The organism is Solicola agrisoli (assembly GCF_049059935.1).
Lineage (GTDB): Bacteria > Actinomycetota > Actinomycetes > Propionibacteriales > Nocardioidaceae > JAURVT01.
The window spans coordinates 61,842-80,107 of the sequence record NZ_JBMGQR010000002.1; the positions used below are offsets into that span (position 1 = coordinate 61,842).

The 18,266-nt window shown below is 72.2% G+C and carries 16 protein-coding genes; 9 read left to right on the forward strand and 7 right to left on the reverse strand.

Features of this window, described 5'->3' with window-relative positions; all coding sequences use genetic code 11:
* Positions 1 to 2: 2 nt before the first annotated feature.
* Entirely contained in the window at positions 3 to 929 is a 927-nt protein-coding gene (gene ku, locus ACI6PP_RS01385) for a non-homologous end joining protein Ku (RefSeq protein ID WP_421108417.1), read from the reverse strand.
* Positions 930 to 956: 27 nt separating this feature from the next.
* Between ku and ligD the strand changes: the two genes are divergently transcribed.
* A complete protein-coding gene (gene ligD, locus ACI6PP_RS01390) occupies positions 957 to 1,841 on the forward strand; it encodes a non-homologous end-joining DNA ligase (protein ID WP_421108419.1) in 885 nt (294 codons plus the stop codon).
* 1 nt (position 1,842) lies between these two features.
* Here the strand turns inward: ligD and ACI6PP_RS01395 are convergent, their stop codons facing one another.
* Positions 1,843 to 2,766 (reverse strand): NAD-dependent epimerase/dehydratase family protein, encoded by a 924-nt coding sequence (locus tag ACI6PP_RS01395; RefSeq protein ID WP_421108421.1) that lies wholly within the window; start codon positions 2,764 to 2,766, stop codon positions 1,843 to 1,845.
* Positions 2,767 to 2,894: 128 nt separating this feature from the next.
* Between ACI6PP_RS01395 and ACI6PP_RS01400 the strand changes: the two genes are divergently transcribed.
* The 6 genes from ACI6PP_RS01400 (at position 2,895) to ACI6PP_RS01425 (ending at position 9,567) form a co-directional block, all read left to right on the forward strand.
* Positions 2,895 to 3,605, forward strand: coding sequence for a TetR/AcrR family transcriptional regulator (locus ACI6PP_RS01400; RefSeq protein WP_421108423.1), 711 nt, complete (start codon positions 2,895 to 2,897; stop codon positions 3,603 to 3,605).
* A 131-nt stretch (positions 3,606 to 3,736) separates the two neighbouring features.
* Positions 3,737 to 4,849 (forward strand): ferredoxin reductase, encoded by a 1,113-nt coding sequence (locus tag ACI6PP_RS01405; protein WP_421108424.1) that lies wholly within the window; start codon positions 3,737 to 3,739, stop codon positions 4,847 to 4,849.
* Between the two features lie 46 nt (positions 4,850 to 4,895).
* The gene (locus ACI6PP_RS01410; RefSeq protein ID WP_421108425.1) at positions 4,896 to 6,116 is read left to right on the forward strand and encodes a fatty acid desaturase family protein; all 1,221 of its coding nucleotides are present in this window, start codon (positions 4,896 to 4,898) and stop codon (positions 6,114 to 6,116) included.
* Between the two features lie 144 nt (positions 6,117 to 6,260).
* Positions 6,261 to 7,544: an NAD(P)/FAD-dependent oxidoreductase gene (locus ACI6PP_RS01415; protein WP_421108427.1), complete on the forward strand. Its 1,284-nt coding sequence runs from the start codon at positions 6,261 to 6,263 to the stop codon at positions 7,542 to 7,544.
* Positions 7,541 to 8,308 carry a DUF1365 domain-containing protein gene (locus ACI6PP_RS01420; protein ID WP_421108428.1) on the forward strand — a complete coding sequence of 256 codons (768 nt, stop codon included), beginning with the start codon at positions 7,541 to 7,543 and terminating at the stop codon, positions 8,306 to 8,308. The genes ACI6PP_RS01415 and ACI6PP_RS01420 overlap by 4 nt, the downstream gene beginning before the upstream one ends.
* Complete coding sequence (locus ACI6PP_RS01425) at positions 8,305 to 9,567, forward strand: class I SAM-dependent methyltransferase (RefSeq protein WP_421108430.1); 1,263 nt, start codon at positions 8,305 to 8,307, stop codon at positions 9,565 to 9,567. Before ACI6PP_RS01420 ends, ACI6PP_RS01425 begins: the two co-directional genes overlap by 4 nt.
* Before the next feature lie 8 nt (positions 9,568 to 9,575).
* Here ACI6PP_RS01425 and ACI6PP_RS01430 read toward each other — a convergent pair whose 3' ends face one another.
* Positions 9,576 to 10,568, reverse strand: a complete 993-nt coding sequence (locus ACI6PP_RS01430; RefSeq protein ID WP_421108432.1) for a MerR family transcriptional regulator — start codon at positions 10,566 to 10,568, stop codon at positions 9,576 to 9,578.
* Positions 10,569 to 10,793: 225 nt separating this feature from the next.
* On the opposite strand from ACI6PP_RS01430, the gene ACI6PP_RS01435 reads away from it, so the two are divergent.
* Positions 10,794 to 11,078, forward strand: coding sequence for a WhiB family transcriptional regulator (locus ACI6PP_RS01435; RefSeq protein ID WP_421108434.1), 285 nt, complete (start codon positions 10,794 to 10,796; stop codon positions 11,076 to 11,078).
* A gap of 6 nt (positions 11,079 to 11,084) precedes the next feature.
* Here ACI6PP_RS01435 and ACI6PP_RS01440 read toward each other — a convergent pair whose 3' ends face one another.
* Both ACI6PP_RS01440 and ACI6PP_RS01445 read right to left on the reverse strand, forming a co-directional pair.
* Positions 11,085 to 13,994 (reverse strand): bifunctional [glutamine synthetase] adenylyltransferase/[glutamine synthetase]-adenylyl-L-tyrosine phosphorylase, encoded by a 2,910-nt coding sequence (locus ACI6PP_RS01440; protein WP_421108435.1) that lies wholly within the window; start codon positions 13,992 to 13,994, stop codon positions 11,085 to 11,087.
* Positions 13,995 to 14,127: 133 nt separating this feature from the next.
* Entirely contained in the window at positions 14,128 to 15,465 is a 1,338-nt protein-coding gene (locus ACI6PP_RS01445; RefSeq protein ID WP_421108437.1) for a glutamine synthetase family protein, read from the reverse strand.
* 42 nt (positions 15,466 to 15,507) lie between these two features.
* Between ACI6PP_RS01445 and ACI6PP_RS01450 the strand changes: the two genes are divergently transcribed.
* On the forward strand, positions 15,508 to 17,259 hold the full coding sequence (locus ACI6PP_RS01450) for an NAD+ synthase (protein WP_421108439.1): 1,752 nt from the start codon (positions 15,508 to 15,510) through the stop codon (positions 17,257 to 17,259).
* Positions 17,260 to 17,529: 270 nt separating this feature from the next.
* Here the strand turns inward: ACI6PP_RS01450 and ACI6PP_RS01455 are convergent, their stop codons facing one another.
* Together ACI6PP_RS01455 and ACI6PP_RS01460 are read right to left on the reverse strand one after the other, a co-directional pair.
* Positions 17,530 to 17,919: a DUF5130 family protein gene (locus tag ACI6PP_RS01455; RefSeq protein WP_421108440.1), complete on the reverse strand. Its 390-nt coding sequence runs from the start codon at positions 17,917 to 17,919 to the stop codon at positions 17,530 to 17,532.
* A complete protein-coding gene (locus tag ACI6PP_RS01460; protein WP_421108442.1) occupies positions 17,897 to 18,256 on the reverse strand; it encodes a hypothetical protein in 360 nt (119 codons plus the stop codon). The genes ACI6PP_RS01455 and ACI6PP_RS01460 overlap by 23 nt, the downstream gene beginning before the upstream one ends.
* Positions 18,257 to 18,266: the final 10 nt, after the last annotated feature.

An 18,266-nucleotide genomic window follows, 5' to 3' on the forward strand; every position in this document is an offset into this window, starting at 1 on the left:
GGCTAGGCCGACCTGGCCTGCTTCGACGCCGTCTTCTTCGCCGCGGTCTTCTTGGCCGCCGTCTTCTTCGCCGGGGCCTTCTTGGCCGCCGCCTTCTTGGCGGGGGTCTTCTTCGCCGGGGCCTTCTTGGCGGGGGCCTTCTTCGCCCCGTCCGACCCCGACGACTTGGACCCGTCGATGCTCTTGCGCAGCGCCGCCATCAGGTCGATGACCTCGCCGTCGTCCTTCTCGTCCACCTCGCGGCGGATCACCTCGCCACCCTCGATCTTGGCGGTGACGAGCTGCTGGACGGCCTCGGCGTAGTGGTCCTCGTACTGGGTGGGGTCGAAGTCGGTGGCCAGGCTCTCGACGAGCGCGTCGGCCATCTGGACCTCCTTGGCCTTGAGCTCGACCTCGGTGTCGAGCACGTCGAACGCGGCCTCGCGGACCTCGTCGGGCCACAGCATGGTCTGCAGGACGATCGCCTTGTCGCGCACGCGCAGCACGGCCATCGACTCGCGCTGGCGGAGCGCCACGGTGACGACGGCGACGCGCTCGGTGCGCGTCAGGGCCTCGCGCAGCAGCACGTAGGGCTTGATCGCCTTGGGGTCGGGCTCGAGGTAGTAGCTCTTGTCGAGCCACATCGGGTCGATCGACTCGGCGGGCACGAACTCGCCGATCTCGATCTCCTTGCTGCTCGACAGCGGCAGCTGGTCGAGGTCGTCGTCGGTGAGCACGATCTGCTCGCCGCCCACCTCGATGCTCTTGGCGATCTGGCTGTACTCGACCTCCTCGCCGTCGGCCTCGGCCACGCGGCGGTACCGGACGCGGCTGCCGTCCGAGGCCCTGACCTGGTGGAACTTCATGTCGTGGCTGCCCGTGGCCGTGTAGAGGCTCACCGGGACGCTGACCAGCCCGAAGGCGACCGAGCCCTTCCACATCGCGCGCATCGTGTCTCCCTGGTGCCACACTGGGGCATGCCGTCCGCCGACCGCACGACCGTCGACGTCGAGGGCACCACGCTGCGCGTGAGCAACCTCGACAAGGTGCTGTTCCCCGCTGACGGTACGACCAAGTCGGACGTGATGCACCACTATCTGGTCGTGGCGGACGCGATCCTCGCCCAGCTCGCCGGCCGTCCGGCCACCCGCAAGCGTTGGCCCGACGGCACGGGCAAGGGCTCGTTCTTCGAGAAGAACGTCCCGCGGGGCGCCCCGGACTGGCTGCGCACCGTGGTCCTGGACTCCCCCGGCAGCAGCCGCGACCGCGAGCAGGTCACCTACCCGATCCTGGAGGACCGGGCCGGCCTGATCTGGGCGGCCAACCTCGCGGCGCTCGAGCTGCACACCCCGCAGTGGACGGTCGGCCCGCGCGGCGGCGTCCACTCCCCCGACCGCCTCGTCATCGACCTCGACCCCGGCGAGCCCGCGGGGCTGGCCGAGTGCGTCGAGGTGGCGCACCTGGTGCGCGAGCGGCTGGAGGCCGACGACTTCACGGTGGTGCCGGTCACGAGCGGCAGCAAGGGCATGCAGCTCTACGCCTCGGACGGGCAGCAGCGCGACGGCCTGACGTTCCGCGGCTACGCCCAGGAGCTGGCGACGTCGCTGGAGTCCGAGCGACGCGACCTGGTGCTGTCGAACATGAAGCGCGACATCCGCAAGGGCAAGGTGCTCCTGGACTGGAGCCAGAACACGCCGGCCAAGACCACCGTGACGCCGTACTCGCTGCGCGGTCGCGAGCGCGCCACCGTCGCGATGCCCCGCACCTGGGACGAGCTGGACTCCGACCTCGAGCAGGTGCACCGCACCGAGGTCGAGGACCGGATGGACGACCTCGGCGACCTGATGGAGCAGCTGCCGTAGCTCAGGGCTGCACCGCGGTGCGGCGGCACACCTCGTCCCACGGCGTGGGCGCCAGGCCCAGCTCGGCCTGCGCCGCCGACGAGTCGAGCACGTACGGACGCGTCCACTGGTACCGCAGCTCCTCGAGCTCGCGCATCATCGGCACCACCTTGCCCGCCGCCCAGGTGATCGGACGCGGGATCGCGCGCACGCGCACCGCGGGCTTGCCGACCGCGGCGAGCACGTCGTTGACGGCCTCGGTCTGCGTGCGGGGCGGGTTGGTGGGCACGTGCCAGACGCGTCCCCAGGCCTCGGGCCGGTCGACGACCGCCACGAGCGTGCGCGCCACGTCGCGGACGTCGGTGAAGGAGTGCGGCTGGTCGGGGTCGCCGAGCACCCGGACGTCCTTGCCCTGCAGCGCCGCGGGCAGCACGCGCGACACGTGCCCGTTGGTCCCGACGCCGGTGCCGACGTAGTCCGAGCCCCGCACCTCGAAGGCGTGCATCCGTCCCGCCCGGTGCGCGGCGAGCGCGTCGGCCCACATCCGGCTGCGCAGCACGGCCTTGTGGTCGGTGGCCGCGTCGGGCATGCCCTCGACCATCGGACGGTCGACGGGGCCGTAGGGGTACAGGTTGCCGGTGATCGCGAGCACGGCGCCGGTCTGCTCGGCCACCTGGTGCAGCGACGCCGCGAGCGGCGGCCACAGCTGCTCCCAGGTCGTGTAGTCGACGGGGTTCGCGGCGTTGTAGAGCGCGACGGCGCCCTCGACCCGCTCACGCAGGGCGACGGGGTCCGAGGCGTCGACGGCCTCGTGGCTGACGCCGGCGATGCCGGTGTCGCGACCCGAGCGGGTCAGCACCACCACCTCCCGGCCGGACGCGGCGAGCTGCGTGGCGACCTCGCGGCCCACCGGGCCGGCTCCGACGACGACGTGACGATCGGACATGGGATTCTCCGTTCAGGAACGAGAGCGGTGCTCTCTGCTGTCTCGAGACTCCCACCTTCGCCATCTGTGGTCAAGAGCAGTGCTCTCGTTTCTTGCCAGTGCTCTCGTGAACGGGCAGGATCGGTCCCGTGACCGACGCCCCCCGCACCGCCCGCGCCCGAGCCCGCGTGGAGATCACCGAGGAGATCCTCGCCTCGGCCCGCCGCCAGCTGGCGACCGTCGGGCCCGGCGGGCTGTCGCTGCGGGCGGTGGCCCGCGACGTCGGCATGGTGTCGTCGGCGGTCTACCGCTACGTCGCGAGCCGCGACGACCTCCTCACCGCCCTGATCGTGCGGGCCTACGACGAGCTGGGCGAGCACGTGGAGACCGCCGACGCAGCCGTCGCCGACCGCCAGGACCACCGCGCCCGGTGGACGGCGTCGTGCCGCGCCCTGCGCGGCTGGGCGCTGGCCCACCCGCACGACCACGCCCTGGTCTACGGCTCGCCCGTGATCGGCTACGCCGCCCCGCAGGACACCGTCCGCGCGGCCGTGCGGGTCGTCCTCGTGCTGGCGACGATCGCCGTCGAGGCCAACGCCGGACGGCCCGGCCGCCGACCGGTCCCCGACGCCCTGGCCGGCACCGCCGCCGCGGCCCGCGACGCCCTGGTGGAGCGCGGGCTGGACGCGGGCGACGTCGCCGACGACGTCGTCACCGCCGTCCTGCTGGCCTGGACGACGGTCGTCGGCACCGTCTCGTTCGAGCTGGCCGGCCACTACGTCGGGTCGGTGCAGGACGCCGACGCGTGGTTCGACGACGTCGTCGACCGGCTCGCCGACGCCGCTCTCGGCCCCGCCTGAGGGGCCGGACGACGGCTGTGGGTCGTCTCACGGGCCGTTGACTCACTACCTACGGCACCGTAACTTAGGGGGTACGTACCTACGCATCCGTAGGTTCTGGACCCACTGCCCCCACCACCGGAGGACGAGCCATGTCGACCGACCGTCTCCCCCGCCGGGGTCTGGCACGGCGGCTGCTCGCGACCCGCCTGGCCGACCACCTCACCGCGCCGCACGGCGTCGACCGCTTCCTGGAGCAGATCGACCCGATGCTGACGGTGCACCAGGTGCGCGGCATCGTCTCGGAGGTCGTCCACGAGACCGGCGCGGCCAGCACCGTCGTGCTCGCCCCGAACGACGCCTGGACCGGCTTCAGGCCGGGCCAGCACGTCCAGTTCGGCGTCGAGGTCGAGGGCAAGCGCCGCATCCGCTGCTTCTCGGTGTCGAGCTCGACCGCCCGCGCCGACGGCCGCTTCAGCGTCACCGTCAAGGCGCACGACGACGGCTACGTCTCGCAGTACCTGCACCGGCAGATGACGCCGGGCACCCGGGTCTACCTGTCCGAGGCCGAGGGCGAGTTCGTGCTGCCCGAGGTCGTCCCCGACGACCTGCTGCTGCTGAGCGGCGGCAGCGGCATCACCCCGGTGATGTCGATGCTCCGCAGCCTGCGCGACGTCGGTCACGACCGTCCGGTGACGTTCCTGCACTACGCCCGCACCCCGGACGACGAGATCTTCCGCGGCGAGCTCGACGAGATCGCCGCCACCTGCCCCTGGGCCACCGTGCGTCGCGTCTACACCCGCGAGCCCGGCCGGGGCGACCTGCAGGGCCGCTTCACCGCCGCGCACCTGGAGGCCCTCGGTCTCGAGCCGGCCACCACGCCCACCTGGGCGTGCGGTCCAGCGGGCCTGATCGAGACCGTCCGCAAGGTCTACGCCGAGGCCGGGGCCGAGCAGATGCTCGCCGTCGAGTACTTCAAGGTCCCTTCGGTCGACCTCGACGCCGCCGATGCGACCGGGACCCTGTCGCTCGACCTCAGCGGGCGCGACGTGCCCAACGACGGCCGCACCATCCTGGAGCAGGCCGAGGAGGCCGGTCTCACGCCGGAGTTCGGCTGTCGCAGGGGCATCTGCCACACGTGCACCGTCAGGAAGAAGCACGGTGCGGTGCGCAACGTGCTCTCCGGCGAGGTCCGCGCCGACACCGACGAGGACATCCGCATCTGCGTCAACAAGCCCGTCGGCGACGTCTGCGTCTCCCTCTAGCCAGCTCCTCACTCCCCCTCCATCCCGCGACGGAAGGACCAGCCCCGTGCTCACCACCCTGCTCAACATCGGCAAGGGCCCCGTGCCCAGCGCCAGCGCCCACGACGAGCGCCCCAAGCCCCTGGTCTCCGAGACCGACCCGACGCGTCGCGCCACCGTCGGCCTGGACCGCCTCACCTACGAGCAGCTCGACGAGCTCGCGGCCGAGCTGGACGCGATCCGTCAGCGCGTGCTGGACGACCTCGGCCAGGAGGACGCCGACTACATCCGCAGGGTGGTCAAGGTGCAGTCCGGCCTGGAGATCGCCGGGCGCGCCCTGATGTTCCTGCCGTTCGTCCCGCCGGCCTGGCTCGCGGGCGTCGCGAGCCTCTCGCTGGCCAAGATCCTGGACAACATGGAGATCGGCCACAACGTCATGCACGGCCAGTACGACTGGATGAACGACCCCGCACTGAACTCCAAGCAGTTCGAGTGGGACATCGTCGGTCCGGCCAAGGGCTGGCAGCAGACGCACAACTACGAGCACCACACGTTCACGAACATCCACGGCAAGGACCGCGACATCGGCTACGGCCTGGTGCGCATCGACGAGGACCAGCCCTGGCACCCGGTCTACCTCGCCAACCCGCTGCTGGCGTTCGGCCTGATGTTCATCTTCGAGTGGGGCGTGATGCTCCACGACCTCGAGCTCGACAAGCTGCAGTCGGGCGAGGAGACCTGGGCCGAGGTCAAGGCCCGCAACGCGGGCACCCTGGCGAAGATCCGCCGCCAGGTGCTCAAGGACTACGTCCTGTTCCCCGCCCTGACCGGCCCGTTCTTCCTCTCCACCCTGGCGGGGAACTTCAGCGCCAACATCGTCCGCAACATCTGGGCGTTCAACGTGATCTTCTGCGGCCACTTCCCGGCCGACGTCGAGACGTTCAGCGAGGAGTCGGCCGAGAACGAGTCGCGCGGCCAGTGGTACCTGCGCCAGGTGCTGGGGTCGGCCAACATCTCGGGCTCCAAGGTCTTCCACATCCTCACCGGCAACCTGAGCCACCAGATCGAGCACCACCTGTTCCCCGATATCCCGTCGCGCCGCTACCCCCAGATCGCCCCGGAGGTCCGCGAGATCTGCGACCGCTACGGCCTGACCTACAACACCGGCCCGCTGACCAGGCAGATCGGCAGTGTCGCCAAGAAGCTCTTCACGCTCGGCCTGCCCCCGCGCAAGGGCTCGTCCGCCACGGCGCAGACCCCCCGCGCCGACGCCGACCTGGCCGCCTGAGGGACCCATCCACGCCCCCCGCGGGCGCGAAGTACACACGTGGTTGTGTGGTGGACCCGCACGGACGACGCACCCTCCCCGGTGCGTCATCCGTGCGGGTCGTTTCTCGTCCTAAGTGAGTAGAAAAGTAGGTAGTGTGTGATGGTGCACGACAGCAGCCCGACGGGGTCCCGTCCCAGCGTCGCGGTGATCGGGTCCGGCGTCTCGGGCCTGACGGCGGCCTACCTGCTGCGCGACACCCACGACGTCACGCTGCTCGAGTCCGACGACCGCCTCGGTGGCCACGCGCACACCCACCAGGTGGCCACGCCCACCGGCACGATGGGCGTCGACTCGGGCTTCATCGTCCACAACGACCGCACGTACCCGTACCTGCGCCGCCTGTTCGACGAGCTCGACGTCGAGGTGCACCCCACCGAGATGTCGATGAGCATCCAGTGCACCCGCACCGGCCTGGAGTACGCGGGCGGACGCGGCGCCAAGGGCATCTTCGCGCAGCGCCGCCGCGCGGCCGACCCCCGCTTCCTCGCCCTGCTGGCCCAGGTCAAGCGGTTCCAGGTGCTCGCCGGCAGGCTGCTCGACGACCCCGACGGCGACGACTCCCTGACCTACGGCGAGTTCCTGCGCCGGCACCGGTTCGGCTCCTACTTCACCAGCTACTACGCGATCCCCGTGGTGTCGTGCGTGTGGTCGTCGGGGCACGACATAGCGCTCGAGTACCCCGCCCGCTACCTGTTCGAGTTCCTGCGGCACCACGGGTTCCTGAGCCTCGGTGACTCCCCGCAGTGGTTCACCGTCGTCGGCGGCTCGGGCACGTACGTCGACAAGGTCGCCGCGGCCCTCACCGACGTCCGTCGCTCGACCGGCGCCACCCGCGTGCTGCGCGACGCCGACGGCGTCACCGTCGACGACGCCCGCGGCGGCTCGCAGCGATACGACCAGGTGCTGCTGGCCACGCACGCCGACGACGCGCTCGCGCTGCTCGCCGACGCGACGCCCGACGAGAAGCGGGTGCTGGGCGCGTTCGAGTACTCCCAGAACGAGACCGTCCTGCACACCGACGCGAGCCTGCTGCCCACCGCGCCGCAGGCCCGCGCCGCCTGGAACTACCGCACCGACGGCGGACGTCGCGAGGCGCGCACCCAGGTGACGTACTGGATGAACAAGCTGCAGGGCCTGCCCGGCGACGAGCAGTACCTGGTGACGCTCAACGCCACCGACCGCATCGACCCCGCCAGCGTCGTCGCGACGATGCAGTACACGCACCCGATCTACACGCCGGCCTCGGTCGCCGCCCAGCGCGAGCTCGACTCCGTCACCACCGGACGCACCGCGTTCGCCGGCGCGTACCACGGCTGGGGCTTCCACGAGGACGGCTGCCGCTCGGGGGTGCGCGCCGCGCAGGCCATCGGGGGCTCGCGCTGGTGAGCGCCACGACCGCCGCCCTCGGCACCCTGCCGCAGGTGCCGGCCCTCGTCGAGGGCACGGTCGGGCACACGCGGCGCACGCCCCTGCGTCACCGATTCGACTACCGCGTCTACCAGTGGCTCGTCGACGTCGACGACCTCCCGCGCCTGCGCTGGCCGCTCCGCGCGTTCTCGTCGTTCTCGGCCCGCGACCACATGGGCGACCCCGAACGCACCATCCGCCAGAACATCGACGCCTACTGCGCGCTGCACGACGTCGACCTCACGGGCGGGCGGGTGCTCATGCTGGCCAACGCCCGCGTGCTCGGCCACACCTTCGACCCGCTCAGCGTGTTCTGGTGCCTGCGCCCCGACGGCTCGCTCGCCTGCATCGTCGCCGAGGTCCACAACACCTACGGCGAGCGGCACGCGTACCTGCTGCGCCCCGACGAGCAGGGTCGCAGCAGCACCGACAAGGCGTTCTACGTCTCGCCGTTCTTCACCGTCGACGGCCGCTACGACCTGCAGTTCCGGCTCGGCGAGGACCAGGTGTCCTCGACGATCGTGCTGCGGCAGGGCGAGGGCGGTGACGCCGTCTTCAGCGCCACCTTCCGCGGCCGTCCGCGTCCCCTGCGCACGCGCCGCCTGGTGCGTCTGCTCATCTCGCAGCCCCTGATGACCCATCGGGTGAGCCTGCTGATACGAATCCATGGCGTCTGGCTGTGGTTGCGACGACTTCCCGTCGTGCCCCGCCGTCCCCATGACCACCAGGAGGGTGTCACGTGACCGCAGAGCTGAGCCCCTACACCGACGTCTCGCCCGAGCGCTGGCCCGACGTCGCGCGCGTGCCCGACGTCCCGGCCAAGGCCCGGATCACCGAGGCGATCGTGCGTCAGGCCGTGTCCGGCCTCCCGGTGCGGGTCAGCTTCCCCGACGGCACCACCTGGGGCGCCGGCAGCGCCTCGGCGCCGGAGATGCTGCTCGTGCGTCCGCGCGAGTTCTTCTCCCGTCTGGCCGCCGACTTCCGCTCGGGCTTCGGCGAGGCCTACATGGCCGGCGACTGGGTCGAGGGGCAGCACACCGACCTGGCCGACCTGCTCTCGCCGTTCGCGGCGCGGATGGCGAGCCTCGTGCCCCGTCCGCTGCAGGCGTTCCGCAAGCTCGTCGACACCGCGATCCCGCACAGCACCCGCAACACCGTCGAGGGCTCCCGCGACAACATCCAGGCGCACTACGACCTGTCCAACGACCTGTTCGCCGAGTTCCTCGACCCGACGATGACGTACTCCTCGGCCTGGTTCGCCGACGAGGACGACGACCTCGAGCGGGCGCAGGAGCGCAAGATCGACGGCATGCTCGACTACGCCCGGGTGGGCGAGGGCACCCGCGTGCTCGAGATCGGCACCGGCTGGGGGGCGCTCGCGATCCGCGCCGCCGCCCGTGGCGCCCAGGTCGTCACGATCACGATCTCGCACGAGCAGGCGGCGCTGGCCCAGGAGCGCATCGACGCCGCCGGGCTGAGCGACCGCGTCGAGGTGCGGCTCCAGGACTACCGCGAGGTCACCGGCGAGTTCGACGCCATCCTCAGCGTCGAGATGATCGAGGCGGTGGGCGAGGAGTACTGGCCCACCTACTTCTCCACCATCGACCGCCTGCTGGCGCCCAACGGCCGGGTCTCGATCCAGGCGATCACCATGGCGCACGACCGCTACCTCACCACGCGCCGCTCCTACGGCTGGATCCAGAAGTACATCTTCCCCGGCGGCCTCATCCCCTCGCTCACCGCGATCGACGAGGTGCTGGCCGAGCACACCGACCTGTACGTGCAGGAGCGCCGCGACCTCGGCGTCCACTACGCCGAGACGCTGCGCCAGTGGCGTGCACGGTTCGAGGAGCGCCGCGGCGCGGTCGCGCAGCTGGGCTTCGACGACGTGTTCCACAAGATGTGGCGGTTCTACCTCGCCTACTGCGAGGCGGGCTTCCGCACCGAGTACATCGGCGTCAGCCAGCTGGCCATCGGCCGCCGGCCGTCCTTCGTGGGCTGACCGGCCGCTCAGACCGCGCGCGTCACGGCGGTGATCCGCTCGACGGCCGAGCCGAGGTCGTCCACCAGCTCGACGCGGAAGTCGTCGTGGGAGCGCTCGACGACGTCCTGGGACCACCCCGGTCCGCCGACGAGCACCGTCAGCGGCCACGTCACGTCCGCGAACGCACGCCACGCGTGGTCGACCCGCGGGCGGGCGAGCGACGACCACAGGAACACCACCCCGGGCCGCACCCGGTGCACCATGTCGGTCAGGGCCTGCACCGGCAGGCGACCGCCGAGGGAGTAGCAGGCGGCACCGTCGGCGGCCAGCGCCGCCTCGGCGGCCAGGAGCGGCAGCGCGTGCTGGTCGTCCTCGGCGCTCGCGAGCACGACGGGCGTCGCGCCCATGTCGTTGGGTCGGCGGCTGCGGATGACCGTGCGCAGCTCGGAGGCGAGGCGCTCGCTGGCCAGGTGCTCGGAGTCGACGCCCAGGGTGCCGTCGAACCACCGGTCGCCGACCGTGCCCAGCGCCGGGGCGATCACCCGCGTCCACGCGTCGACCACGCCCATCTCGGACATCGTGCGGGAGTAGACGCGGCTGAGGCCGAGCGCGTCGAGGTCCTCGGCCGCGGCGAGGATGGCCTCGATCGCGACGGTCGGGGCGACGTCGGCGACGAGGCGGTCGTCGGCGTCGGACTGCTCGGGGACGACGAGCGCGCTCGCGAGCCCGTCGGGGTCGAGCGAGAGGGCGACGCGTGCCGCGGCCTGCGGCGGGACGCCGCGCGTGACGAGGCGACCCATCAGCTGGACGCGGGAGACGTCCTCGTCGTTGTACCGGCGGTGACCTCCCTCGGTGCGCTGCGAGGGACCGATGCCGTAGCGGCGCTCCCAGGTGCGCAGCGTGGGGGTGGCGATCCCGACCCGGACGGAGACCGCGCCGACCCCCCACATCAGGACGAGGTCGGAGCCGTCGTCCGCGGGTGCGTCGACCTGCGGCGACGTGTCGGTCTCGCTGCTCACGTCCGGCGTCCTCCTGGTCTGCGATGCACGTGCTGGGGCCAGCATGCCAGGCGGGACAGGGCTCCCGAGACGGTACCGCTCACAGCGTCGCGAGAAATCAATCGCGCGAACTTGTTCAGAACCTCTTGCGCGGCGAACCACATCTGACTAAGTTTCGAATCGGTTTCACCTTCTCGGTCCTCCAATTGACGGAGGCCGGCCACCCACTCGGACAGGGGGCCCACCATGGCCAGCATCGCTCGACTGCCCATGCCGCTGATGGACCTCTACGAGTGGCAGTACGACGGTGCGTGCACCGAGGCCGATCCGGAGACCTTCTTCTCCCCCGAGTCCGAGCGCGGGCCCCGCCGCCACGCCCGCGAGGCCGCGGCCAAGTCGTTCTGCGCCCGGTGCCCCGTGGTCGAGTCGTGCCTCAAGCACGCGCTCGAGGTGCGCGAGCCGTACGGCGTCTGGGGCGGGCTCACCACCGGCGAGCGCGCCGGCGTGCTGCAGCGCCGCGCCGTCGGCTGAGTCGGCTCAGCCCCAGAACACCCGCTCGACCACCGCGTGCGCGTGCCGCGTGGCGCGCAGGTAGTCGTCGACCATTCGCTCGGTCTCGTCCGGGCGGTACCCCATGAGGTACGCGACGCCCGCGCGGTCGCCGTTCTGCTCGACCATCGACTCCGCCGGACGCGAGCGCATCAGCACCACGGCATTGCGGATGCGGCTGACGATGCGCCACGCGTGCTCCAGCGCCTCGGCGTCGGGCTCGGTCACCAGGCCCGCCTCGCACGCGGCCCGCAGCGCCGCGATGGTCTCGGTGGTGCGCAGCCCGGGCACCTCGTGCGCGTGCTGCATCTGCAGCAGCTGCACCGTCCACTCCACGTCGGCGAGCCCGCCGCGTCCGAGCTTGAGGTGGGTCGCGCGGTTGGCACCGCGCGGCAGCCGCTCGGCGTCGATCCGGGCCTTGATCCGGCGCACCTCGCGCACGTCGTCGGGGCTGGTGCCGGCCTCGGGCCAGCGCAGGGGGTCGATGAGTGCACCGAACCGCTCCCGCAACCCCTCGTCGCCGATCACCGGGTCGGCGCGCAGCAGGGCCTGCGCCTCCCACACCGCCGACCAGCGCTCGTAGTAGGCGGCGTAGGACGCCAACGACCGCACCAGCGGGCCCTGCCGGCCCTCGGGCCGCAGGTCGGCGTCGACCGCGAGCGCGGGGTCGCCGGCGGGCAGCGCGAGCGTGCGTCGGACCTCGGCGGCGATCCACAGCGCGGCGGTCGACGCCTCCTTCTCCTCGGCTCCCTCCACCGGTTCGTGGACGAACATGACGTCCGCGTCCGACCCGTAGCCGACCTCGTGCCCGCCGAGCCGGCCCATGACGACGATCGCCATCCGTGTCGGGAGCTCGCCGCCGCGGGACTCCGCGGCGGCCCGCGACGCGGCCGCGAGGGAGGCCGACAACGTGGCGATGGAGACGTCGCTGAGCGCACGGCCGGACTCGACGACGTCGAGCCGGTCGAGGACGTCGGCGATGCCCACCCGCGAGAGCTCGCGTCGCCGCACGCGGCGGACGGCGCGGACGGCCTCGGCGGCGTCCTCGTGGCGACCGGCCGCGGCGTGCATCTCGGTGAGCAGGGACTCGCGGCCGCGTGGCCGCAGCTCCTCCTCGTGGCCGAGCATCGCGACGGACTCCGGCGCCCGCAGCAGCAGGTCGGTGACGTACGCCGACGACGCGAGGACGTGGGCCAGCTGGGCGGCGCCCTCGTCCTCGTCGCGGAGCTTGCGCAGGAACCAGTGCGACGAGCCCAGGCTGTCGGAGATCCGGCGGAACGCGAGCAGCCCGGCGTCGGGATCGGGCGCCTCGGCGAACCAGGCGAGCATGGCCGGCAGCAGGTTGCGCAGGATCGACGCGCGACGCGAGACGCCCGACGTCAGCGCCGAGATGTGCGCGAGCGCGCCGCGGGGGTCGCTGTAGCCGAGCGCGACCAGCCGGGCCTGCGCGGCGTCCGTGGTGAGCCGCAGCCCGTCCGCCGGGAGCGAGGCCACGGCCTCCAGCAGCGGGCGGTAGTAGAGCTTGTGGTGCAGGCGCCCCACCTCGCGGCCGTTGGCGCGCCACTCCTTGACGAGGTTCTCGCCCGGGTCACCGCGGAAGCCCATGCTGCGACCGAGGCGCCGCAGCTCGTCGGGGTCGTCGGGCACCAGGTGGGTGCGCCGCAGGTGCGTCAGCTGGATGCGGTGCTCGAGCGTGCGCAGGAAGTCGTACGCCTCGCGCATGCGGGCACCGTCCTGCCGGCCGACGTAGCCGTGCTCGGTGAGGGCGTCGAGGGCCGCCATCGTGTTGGCGGCACGGATCCGGTCGTCGGCGCGTCCGTGCACCAGCTGCAGGAGCTGCACGGCGAACTCGACGTCGCGCAGGCCGCCGGGGCCGAGCTTGAGCTCGCGGTCGATCCGGTCGGCGGGGATGTGGTCGACGACGCGGCGCCGCATCGCGCGGGTGTCCTCGACGAAGTGCGGACGGGTGCTCGCCTCCCAGACCATCGGCGACAGCGCGTCGACGTACGCCTGCCCGAGGTCGGTGTCGCCCGCGACCGGACGCGCCTTGAGCAGCGCCTGGAACTCCCAGGTGCGGGCCCAGCGCTCGTAGTAGGCGACGTGGCTGTCGAGGGTGCGCGTGAGCGGGCCGGTCTTGCCCTCGGGCCGCAGGTTGGCGTCGACCTCCCAGATCGTGCCCTCGGCGGTGCGCTCGGAGCAGTGCCGCATCATCGCGCCGGCCAGGCGGGTGGCCGCGCGCCGCGCGCGGTCGTCGTCGCCGCCCTCGGGGGTCTCGTGGACGAAGACCACGTCGACGTCGCTGACGTAGTTGAGCTCGCGTCCGCCCGTCTTGCCCATCGCGATGACCGCGAGCCGGCAGGCGTCCGCCGCGTCGGGGTCCTTCTCCTGCGCGATGCGCAGCGACGCCGACAGCGTGACGGCGGCGAGATCGGCGAGCTCGGCGGCGGTCTGCTCGAACGCGACCAGGCCCACGAGGTCGCGGGCGGCCACCGACACCAGCGCGCGGTGGTACGCGACGCGCAGCGCGTCGGGGTCGTGGACGTCGTCGAACAGCTCGGCCAGCTCCGCGGCGTCACGCGGCGACGGCGACAGCCTCGCGGCGGACAGGTCGTCCACGACGTCGGGATGGCGCACCAGGAACGTCCCGAGCGCCTCGCTCAGCCCCGTGACGAGGGCGAGGTTCTCGGTGAGCTGCGGGTCGTCGACGAGCCGCTGCACGAACGCACCGGGCTCCCCCAGCCCGGCGAGCGCGACCACCGTGGCCAGGGCCCAGTCGGGGTCGGCCGCCCGCGCGATGCGCTGCAGCGTCTCGTCCGGGACGTCGCCCAGCACCTCCAGCGCGTCCGCGGCGTCACGTGCGGTGAACCCGAGTCGGCTGAGGAATCCGGTGGACGGCACCCCGGCAGGTTACGCCGCCGACACATCCCGGACCCCTCTGGCGTCCGGCGCCGTCCTGGCAAGGCCGACGAGCGAAGCTGGGCGGTGTTTGCCCTGCGATGCGAGGAGAACGCCGCCAGGGCGGCGCCGGACGTCAGAGGAGGGGCATCATGCGGTCGAGCTCGAACTGGGTGACCTGGGAGCGGTAGTCGTGCCACTCGGCGCGCTTGTTGCGCAGGAAGAAGTCGAACACGTGCTCGCCGAGGGTCTCGGCGACGAGCTCGGACCCCTCCATCAGCCGGATGGCCTCGTCGAGGTTGCGGGGCAGGGGCGCGATGCCCAGGGCGCGGCGCTCGCGCTCGCTGAGCGAGTCGACGTCGTCCTCGGACTCCGGCGGCAGCTCGTAGCCCTCCTGGATGCCCTTCAGGCCGGCGCTGAGCAGCAGCGCGTAGGCCAGGTAGGGGTTGCAGGCCGAGTCGATCGAGCGGTGCTCGACGCGGGCCGACTGCCCCTTGTGCGGCTTGTACATGGGCACGCGCACGAGCGCGGAGCGGTTGTTGTGGCCCCAGGAGATGTACGACGGCGCCTCGCCGCCGTAGATCAGGCGCTTGTAGGAGTTCACCCACTGGTTGGTGACCGCGGTGATCTCGGGCGTGTGGTGCAGGATGCCGGCGATGAACGCGCGGCCGGTGCGCGAGAGCTGGTACTCCGCGCCGGCCTCGTAGAACGCGTTCTCGTCGCCCTCGAACAGCGACATGTGGGTGTGCATGCCCGAGCCGGGGTGGTCGGTGAGCGGCTTGGGCATGAACGAGGCCCAGATGCCCTGCGAGAGCGCGACCTCCCGCACGACGGTGCGGAACGTCATGATGTTGTCGGCCGTGGAGAGCGCGTCGGCGTAGCGCAGGTCGATCTCCTGCTGGCCCGGGCCGCCCTCGTGGTGGCTGAACTCCACCGAGATGCCCATCGCCTCGAGCATGGTGATGACCTCGCGGCGGAAGTCCTGGCCGCCGCCGCGCGCGGTGTGGTCGAAGTAGCCCGAGTCGTCGATCGGCACGGGCTTGTCACCGGCGGCCGGCTTGCCCTTGAACAGGAAGAACTCGATCTCGGGGTGGGTGTAGAAGGTGAAGCCGGCCTCGGCGGCGCGGCCGAGCGCACGCTTGAGCACGTGGCGCGGGTCGGCGTACGACGGGCTGCCGTCGGGCATCGCGATGTCGCAGAACATGCGCGCGGTGGCGGGCGTCTCGCCGCGCCACGGGAGGATCTGGAACGTCGCCGGGTCGGGCTTGGCGAGCATGTCGGCCTCGTGCACGCGGGCGAAGCCCTCGATCGCGGAGCCGTCGAAGCCGATGCCCTCGTCGAAGGCGCCCTCGAGCTCGGCGGGCGCGACGGCCACCGACTTCAGGGAGCCCAGCACGTCGGTGAACCACAGCCGCACGAACCGCACGTCACGCTCCTCGAGCGCACGCAGCACGAAGTCCTCTTGCTTGCCCATGGCAGCAGTCTGCCCGACGGACCCCCTGACTACGCTGACGGCATGCCTCAGCTGCGTCTCGCCCTCGCCCAGGTGAACACCCGCGTGGGCGACCTCGCCGGGAACGCCGAGATCGTCGTCGAGCGGTGCCGCCAGGCGCACCAGGCGGGAGCGCACCTCGTCGTCTTCCCCGAGATGGCGCTCACCGGGTACCCGATCGAGGACCTCGCCATGCGCGCCACGATCATCCGCGCCTCGCAGGAGACGGCCGTCGCGGTCGCCGCCCGTCTGGCCGAGGAGGGCATGGGCGACCTCGTCGCCGTCGTGGGCTTCCTCGACCGCGACGACGAGATGGCCGACGCGCCGGGCGTCCCCAAGAACGCGCCGCTCAACTCGGTCGCGGTCATGCACGGCGGACGGATCGTCGCGCGGCAGGCCAAGCACCACCTGTGGAACTACGGCGTGGGCGACGAGATCCGCAACTTCGTCCCCGGCCACACGATCAACGTCGTGCAGGTGCACGGCGTCGACGTCGCGATCGCGATCTGCGAGGACCTGTGGCGCGACGGCCCGTCGGCCGCCGCCAAGGCCGCCGACGCGGCGCTGCTCGTCGTCCCCAACGGGTCGCCGTACGAGGCCGACAAGGACGACGTCCGGCTCGACCTGTGCGCGCGGCGCGCGGTCGAGGGCTCCTGCGCGCTGGCGTACGTCAACCTCGTGGGCGGTCAGGACGAGCTGGTCTTCGACGGCGACTCGATCGTCGTCGACGCCGAGGGTCGGCTGGTCGCGCGGTCGCGCCAGTTCGTCGAGGAGCTGGTGCTCGCCGACCTCGACCTCCCCGCCGCCACCCCGACGATGCCCGGCGCCGACGAGCGCTTCGGCGGTCTGCGCATCCAGCGCACCATCGTCTCGTCCGAGCCGGTGCCGGCGTACGAGCCGCAGGCCCAGGAGGTCGTCCCCCGCCTGGACTCGCTGGCCGAGCGGTGGCACGCCCTGGTCCTCGGCCTGCGCGACTACGTCGAGAAGAACGGCTTCCGCAGCGTGCTGATGGGCCTGTCGGGCGGCATCGACTCCACGCTCGTCGGCGCGATCGCCGTCGACGCGCTGGGGGCCGACCGGGTGTTCGGCGTCTCCAACCCGAGCGACTGGTCCACCGAGCACTCCCGCACCGACGCCGCCGAGCTCGCCCGCCGCACGGGGCTGACGCTCGACACCGTGCCGATCGCGCCCATCTTCGACGCCTACCAGTCGGCGCTGCACGTCGACGGCCTGGCCGAGGAGAACCTCCAGGCGCGCGTGCGCGCGGTGATCTGGATGGCGCTGTCGAACCAGCACGGGCACCTGGTGCTGGCGTGCGGCAACAAGTCCGAGCTCGCCACCGGCTACTCCACCATCTACGGCGACGCCGTCGGCGGCTACGCCCCGATCAAGGACGTCCCCAAGACCCTGGTCTGGGAGCTGTCGCGCTGGCGCAACGCCGAGGCCGAGCGTCGCGGCGAGACCCCGCCCATCCCCGAGAACGCGATCAGCAAGCCCCCGTCGGCCGAGCTGCGCCCCGGCCAGCTCGACTCGGACTCGCTGCCCGAGTACGACCTGCTCGACGGCGTGCTCGACGCGTACGTCGAGCGGGGGCTCGGCGCGGAGGACGTCGTCGCCGAGGGCTTCGACCGCGAGCTCGTGCAGCGCGTCGTCACGCTGGTGGACCGTGCCGAGTACAAGCGCCGTCAGTACCCGCCGGGCCCCAAGATCTCGCGCCGCAACTTCGGCCGCGACCGCCGCGTCCCCATCACCAACGCCTGGCGCGAGCAGCAGTAGCCCGGCAGGGGCTCACCCACCACTATCCGGCCGTGGGTGGTGGGTGAGCCACCGCGGGTGGTGGGTGACGCACCGTCGCCGCCAGTGGCTGGCGCGGAGGTCGGGAGAGGCGCAGCGAGGACGCGCGTGGTCCTCGATGCGCTCTGGTCCCAGCCGGCGGTGGCGGACCCACGACGCACGGTGCCGCACCCACGACTGACCGCCGAGAAGTGGTGGGTCAGGCACCGCCGAGGACTGACGGCGGTGGTTGGGACACCGCCGGGGCGGGGGTCAGGAGTAGTGGAGCAGGCGGGGTGCGCGGGCGTGCTCGGCCAGCTGCTGCAGGCCGCGGACGATGCCGCCGGCGAGGTCGTCGGCCAGGAACGAGCCCTGCATGCCCAGGGCGGCGAGGGCGACAGCACCGTCGCCGAGGACGCGGCGCACCGCGGTGCCGGTGACGATCTCGAGCGCGCGGGCGTCGGGGTCGACCAGGACCAGCACCGCGTTGGCGGGGTCGGCCATGGCCGCGTGCTGGCGCTCGGCGGTGGCACGGGGCGAGTCGCCGCCGTGGCCGATGACCACGCCGAAGCTGCGGCCGCTGACCTGCTCGGCCTCCTGCACGGCGTAACGCACCAGCCGGCGCTGCGCCTCGGTCAGCTCACCACGTGGCACTGGCACCACCGGTGGAGCCCGCGCGCGCGTCGGTGCCCTCGTCGCGCTGCTCGGCGGCCCCGACCTCGCCGAAGCGCTGCTCGCTGGGCTCGAGCTCCTGGCCGAGGTTGGGGCGCGGATAGGTCTTGTGCTTGCCGATCAGGCCGAGCATGCCGATGAGCACGAACAGCACGATGGGCACCGCCACGAAGACGATGACCACGTAGAGCGTCGAGAGGTTCTCGCCCGCGGCCCACGTGGTGGGCTCGTCGGCCGACGCGAGGGCCGGCAGCGCGACCACCTGCGTGGCGACGGCGGCCGCGACAGCGGCGGGGACGGTCCAGCGGGGCTTCGTCGAGGGCCTCATGGCGCCATCA

Bases quoted from the DNA above. Each gene is read 5' to 3' on its own strand.
- ACI6PP_RS01395 (WP_421108421.1), bottom strand. From the start codon at position 2,766: ATGTCCGATCGTCACGTCGTCGTCGGAGCCGGCCCGGTGGGCCGCGAG.
- ku (WP_421108417.1), bottom strand. From the start codon at position 929: ATGCGCGCGATGTGGAAGGGCTCGGTCGCCTTCGGGCTGGTCAGCGTC.
- ACI6PP_RS01450 (WP_421108439.1), top strand. From the start codon at position 15,508: ATGCCTCAGCTGCGTCTCGCCCTCGCCCAGGTGAACACCCGCGTGGGC.
- ACI6PP_RS01405 (WP_421108424.1), top strand. From the start codon at position 3,737: ATGTCGACCGACCGTCTCCCCCGCCGGGGTCTGGCACGGCGGCTGCTC.
- ACI6PP_RS01435 (WP_421108434.1), top strand. From the start codon at position 10,794: ATGGCCAGCATCGCTCGACTGCCCATGCCGCTGATGGACCTCTACGAG.
- ACI6PP_RS01445 (WP_421108437.1), bottom strand. From the start codon at position 15,465: ATGGGCAAGCAAGAGGACTTCGTGCTGCGTGCGCTCGAGGAGCGTGAC.
- ligD (WP_421108419.1), top strand. From the start codon at position 957: ATGCCGTCCGCCGACCGCACGACCGTCGACGTCGAGGGCACCACGCTG.
- ACI6PP_RS01460 (WP_421108442.1), bottom strand. From the start codon at position 18,256: ATGAGGCCCTCGACGAAGCCCCGCTGGACCGTCCCCGCCGCTGTCGCG.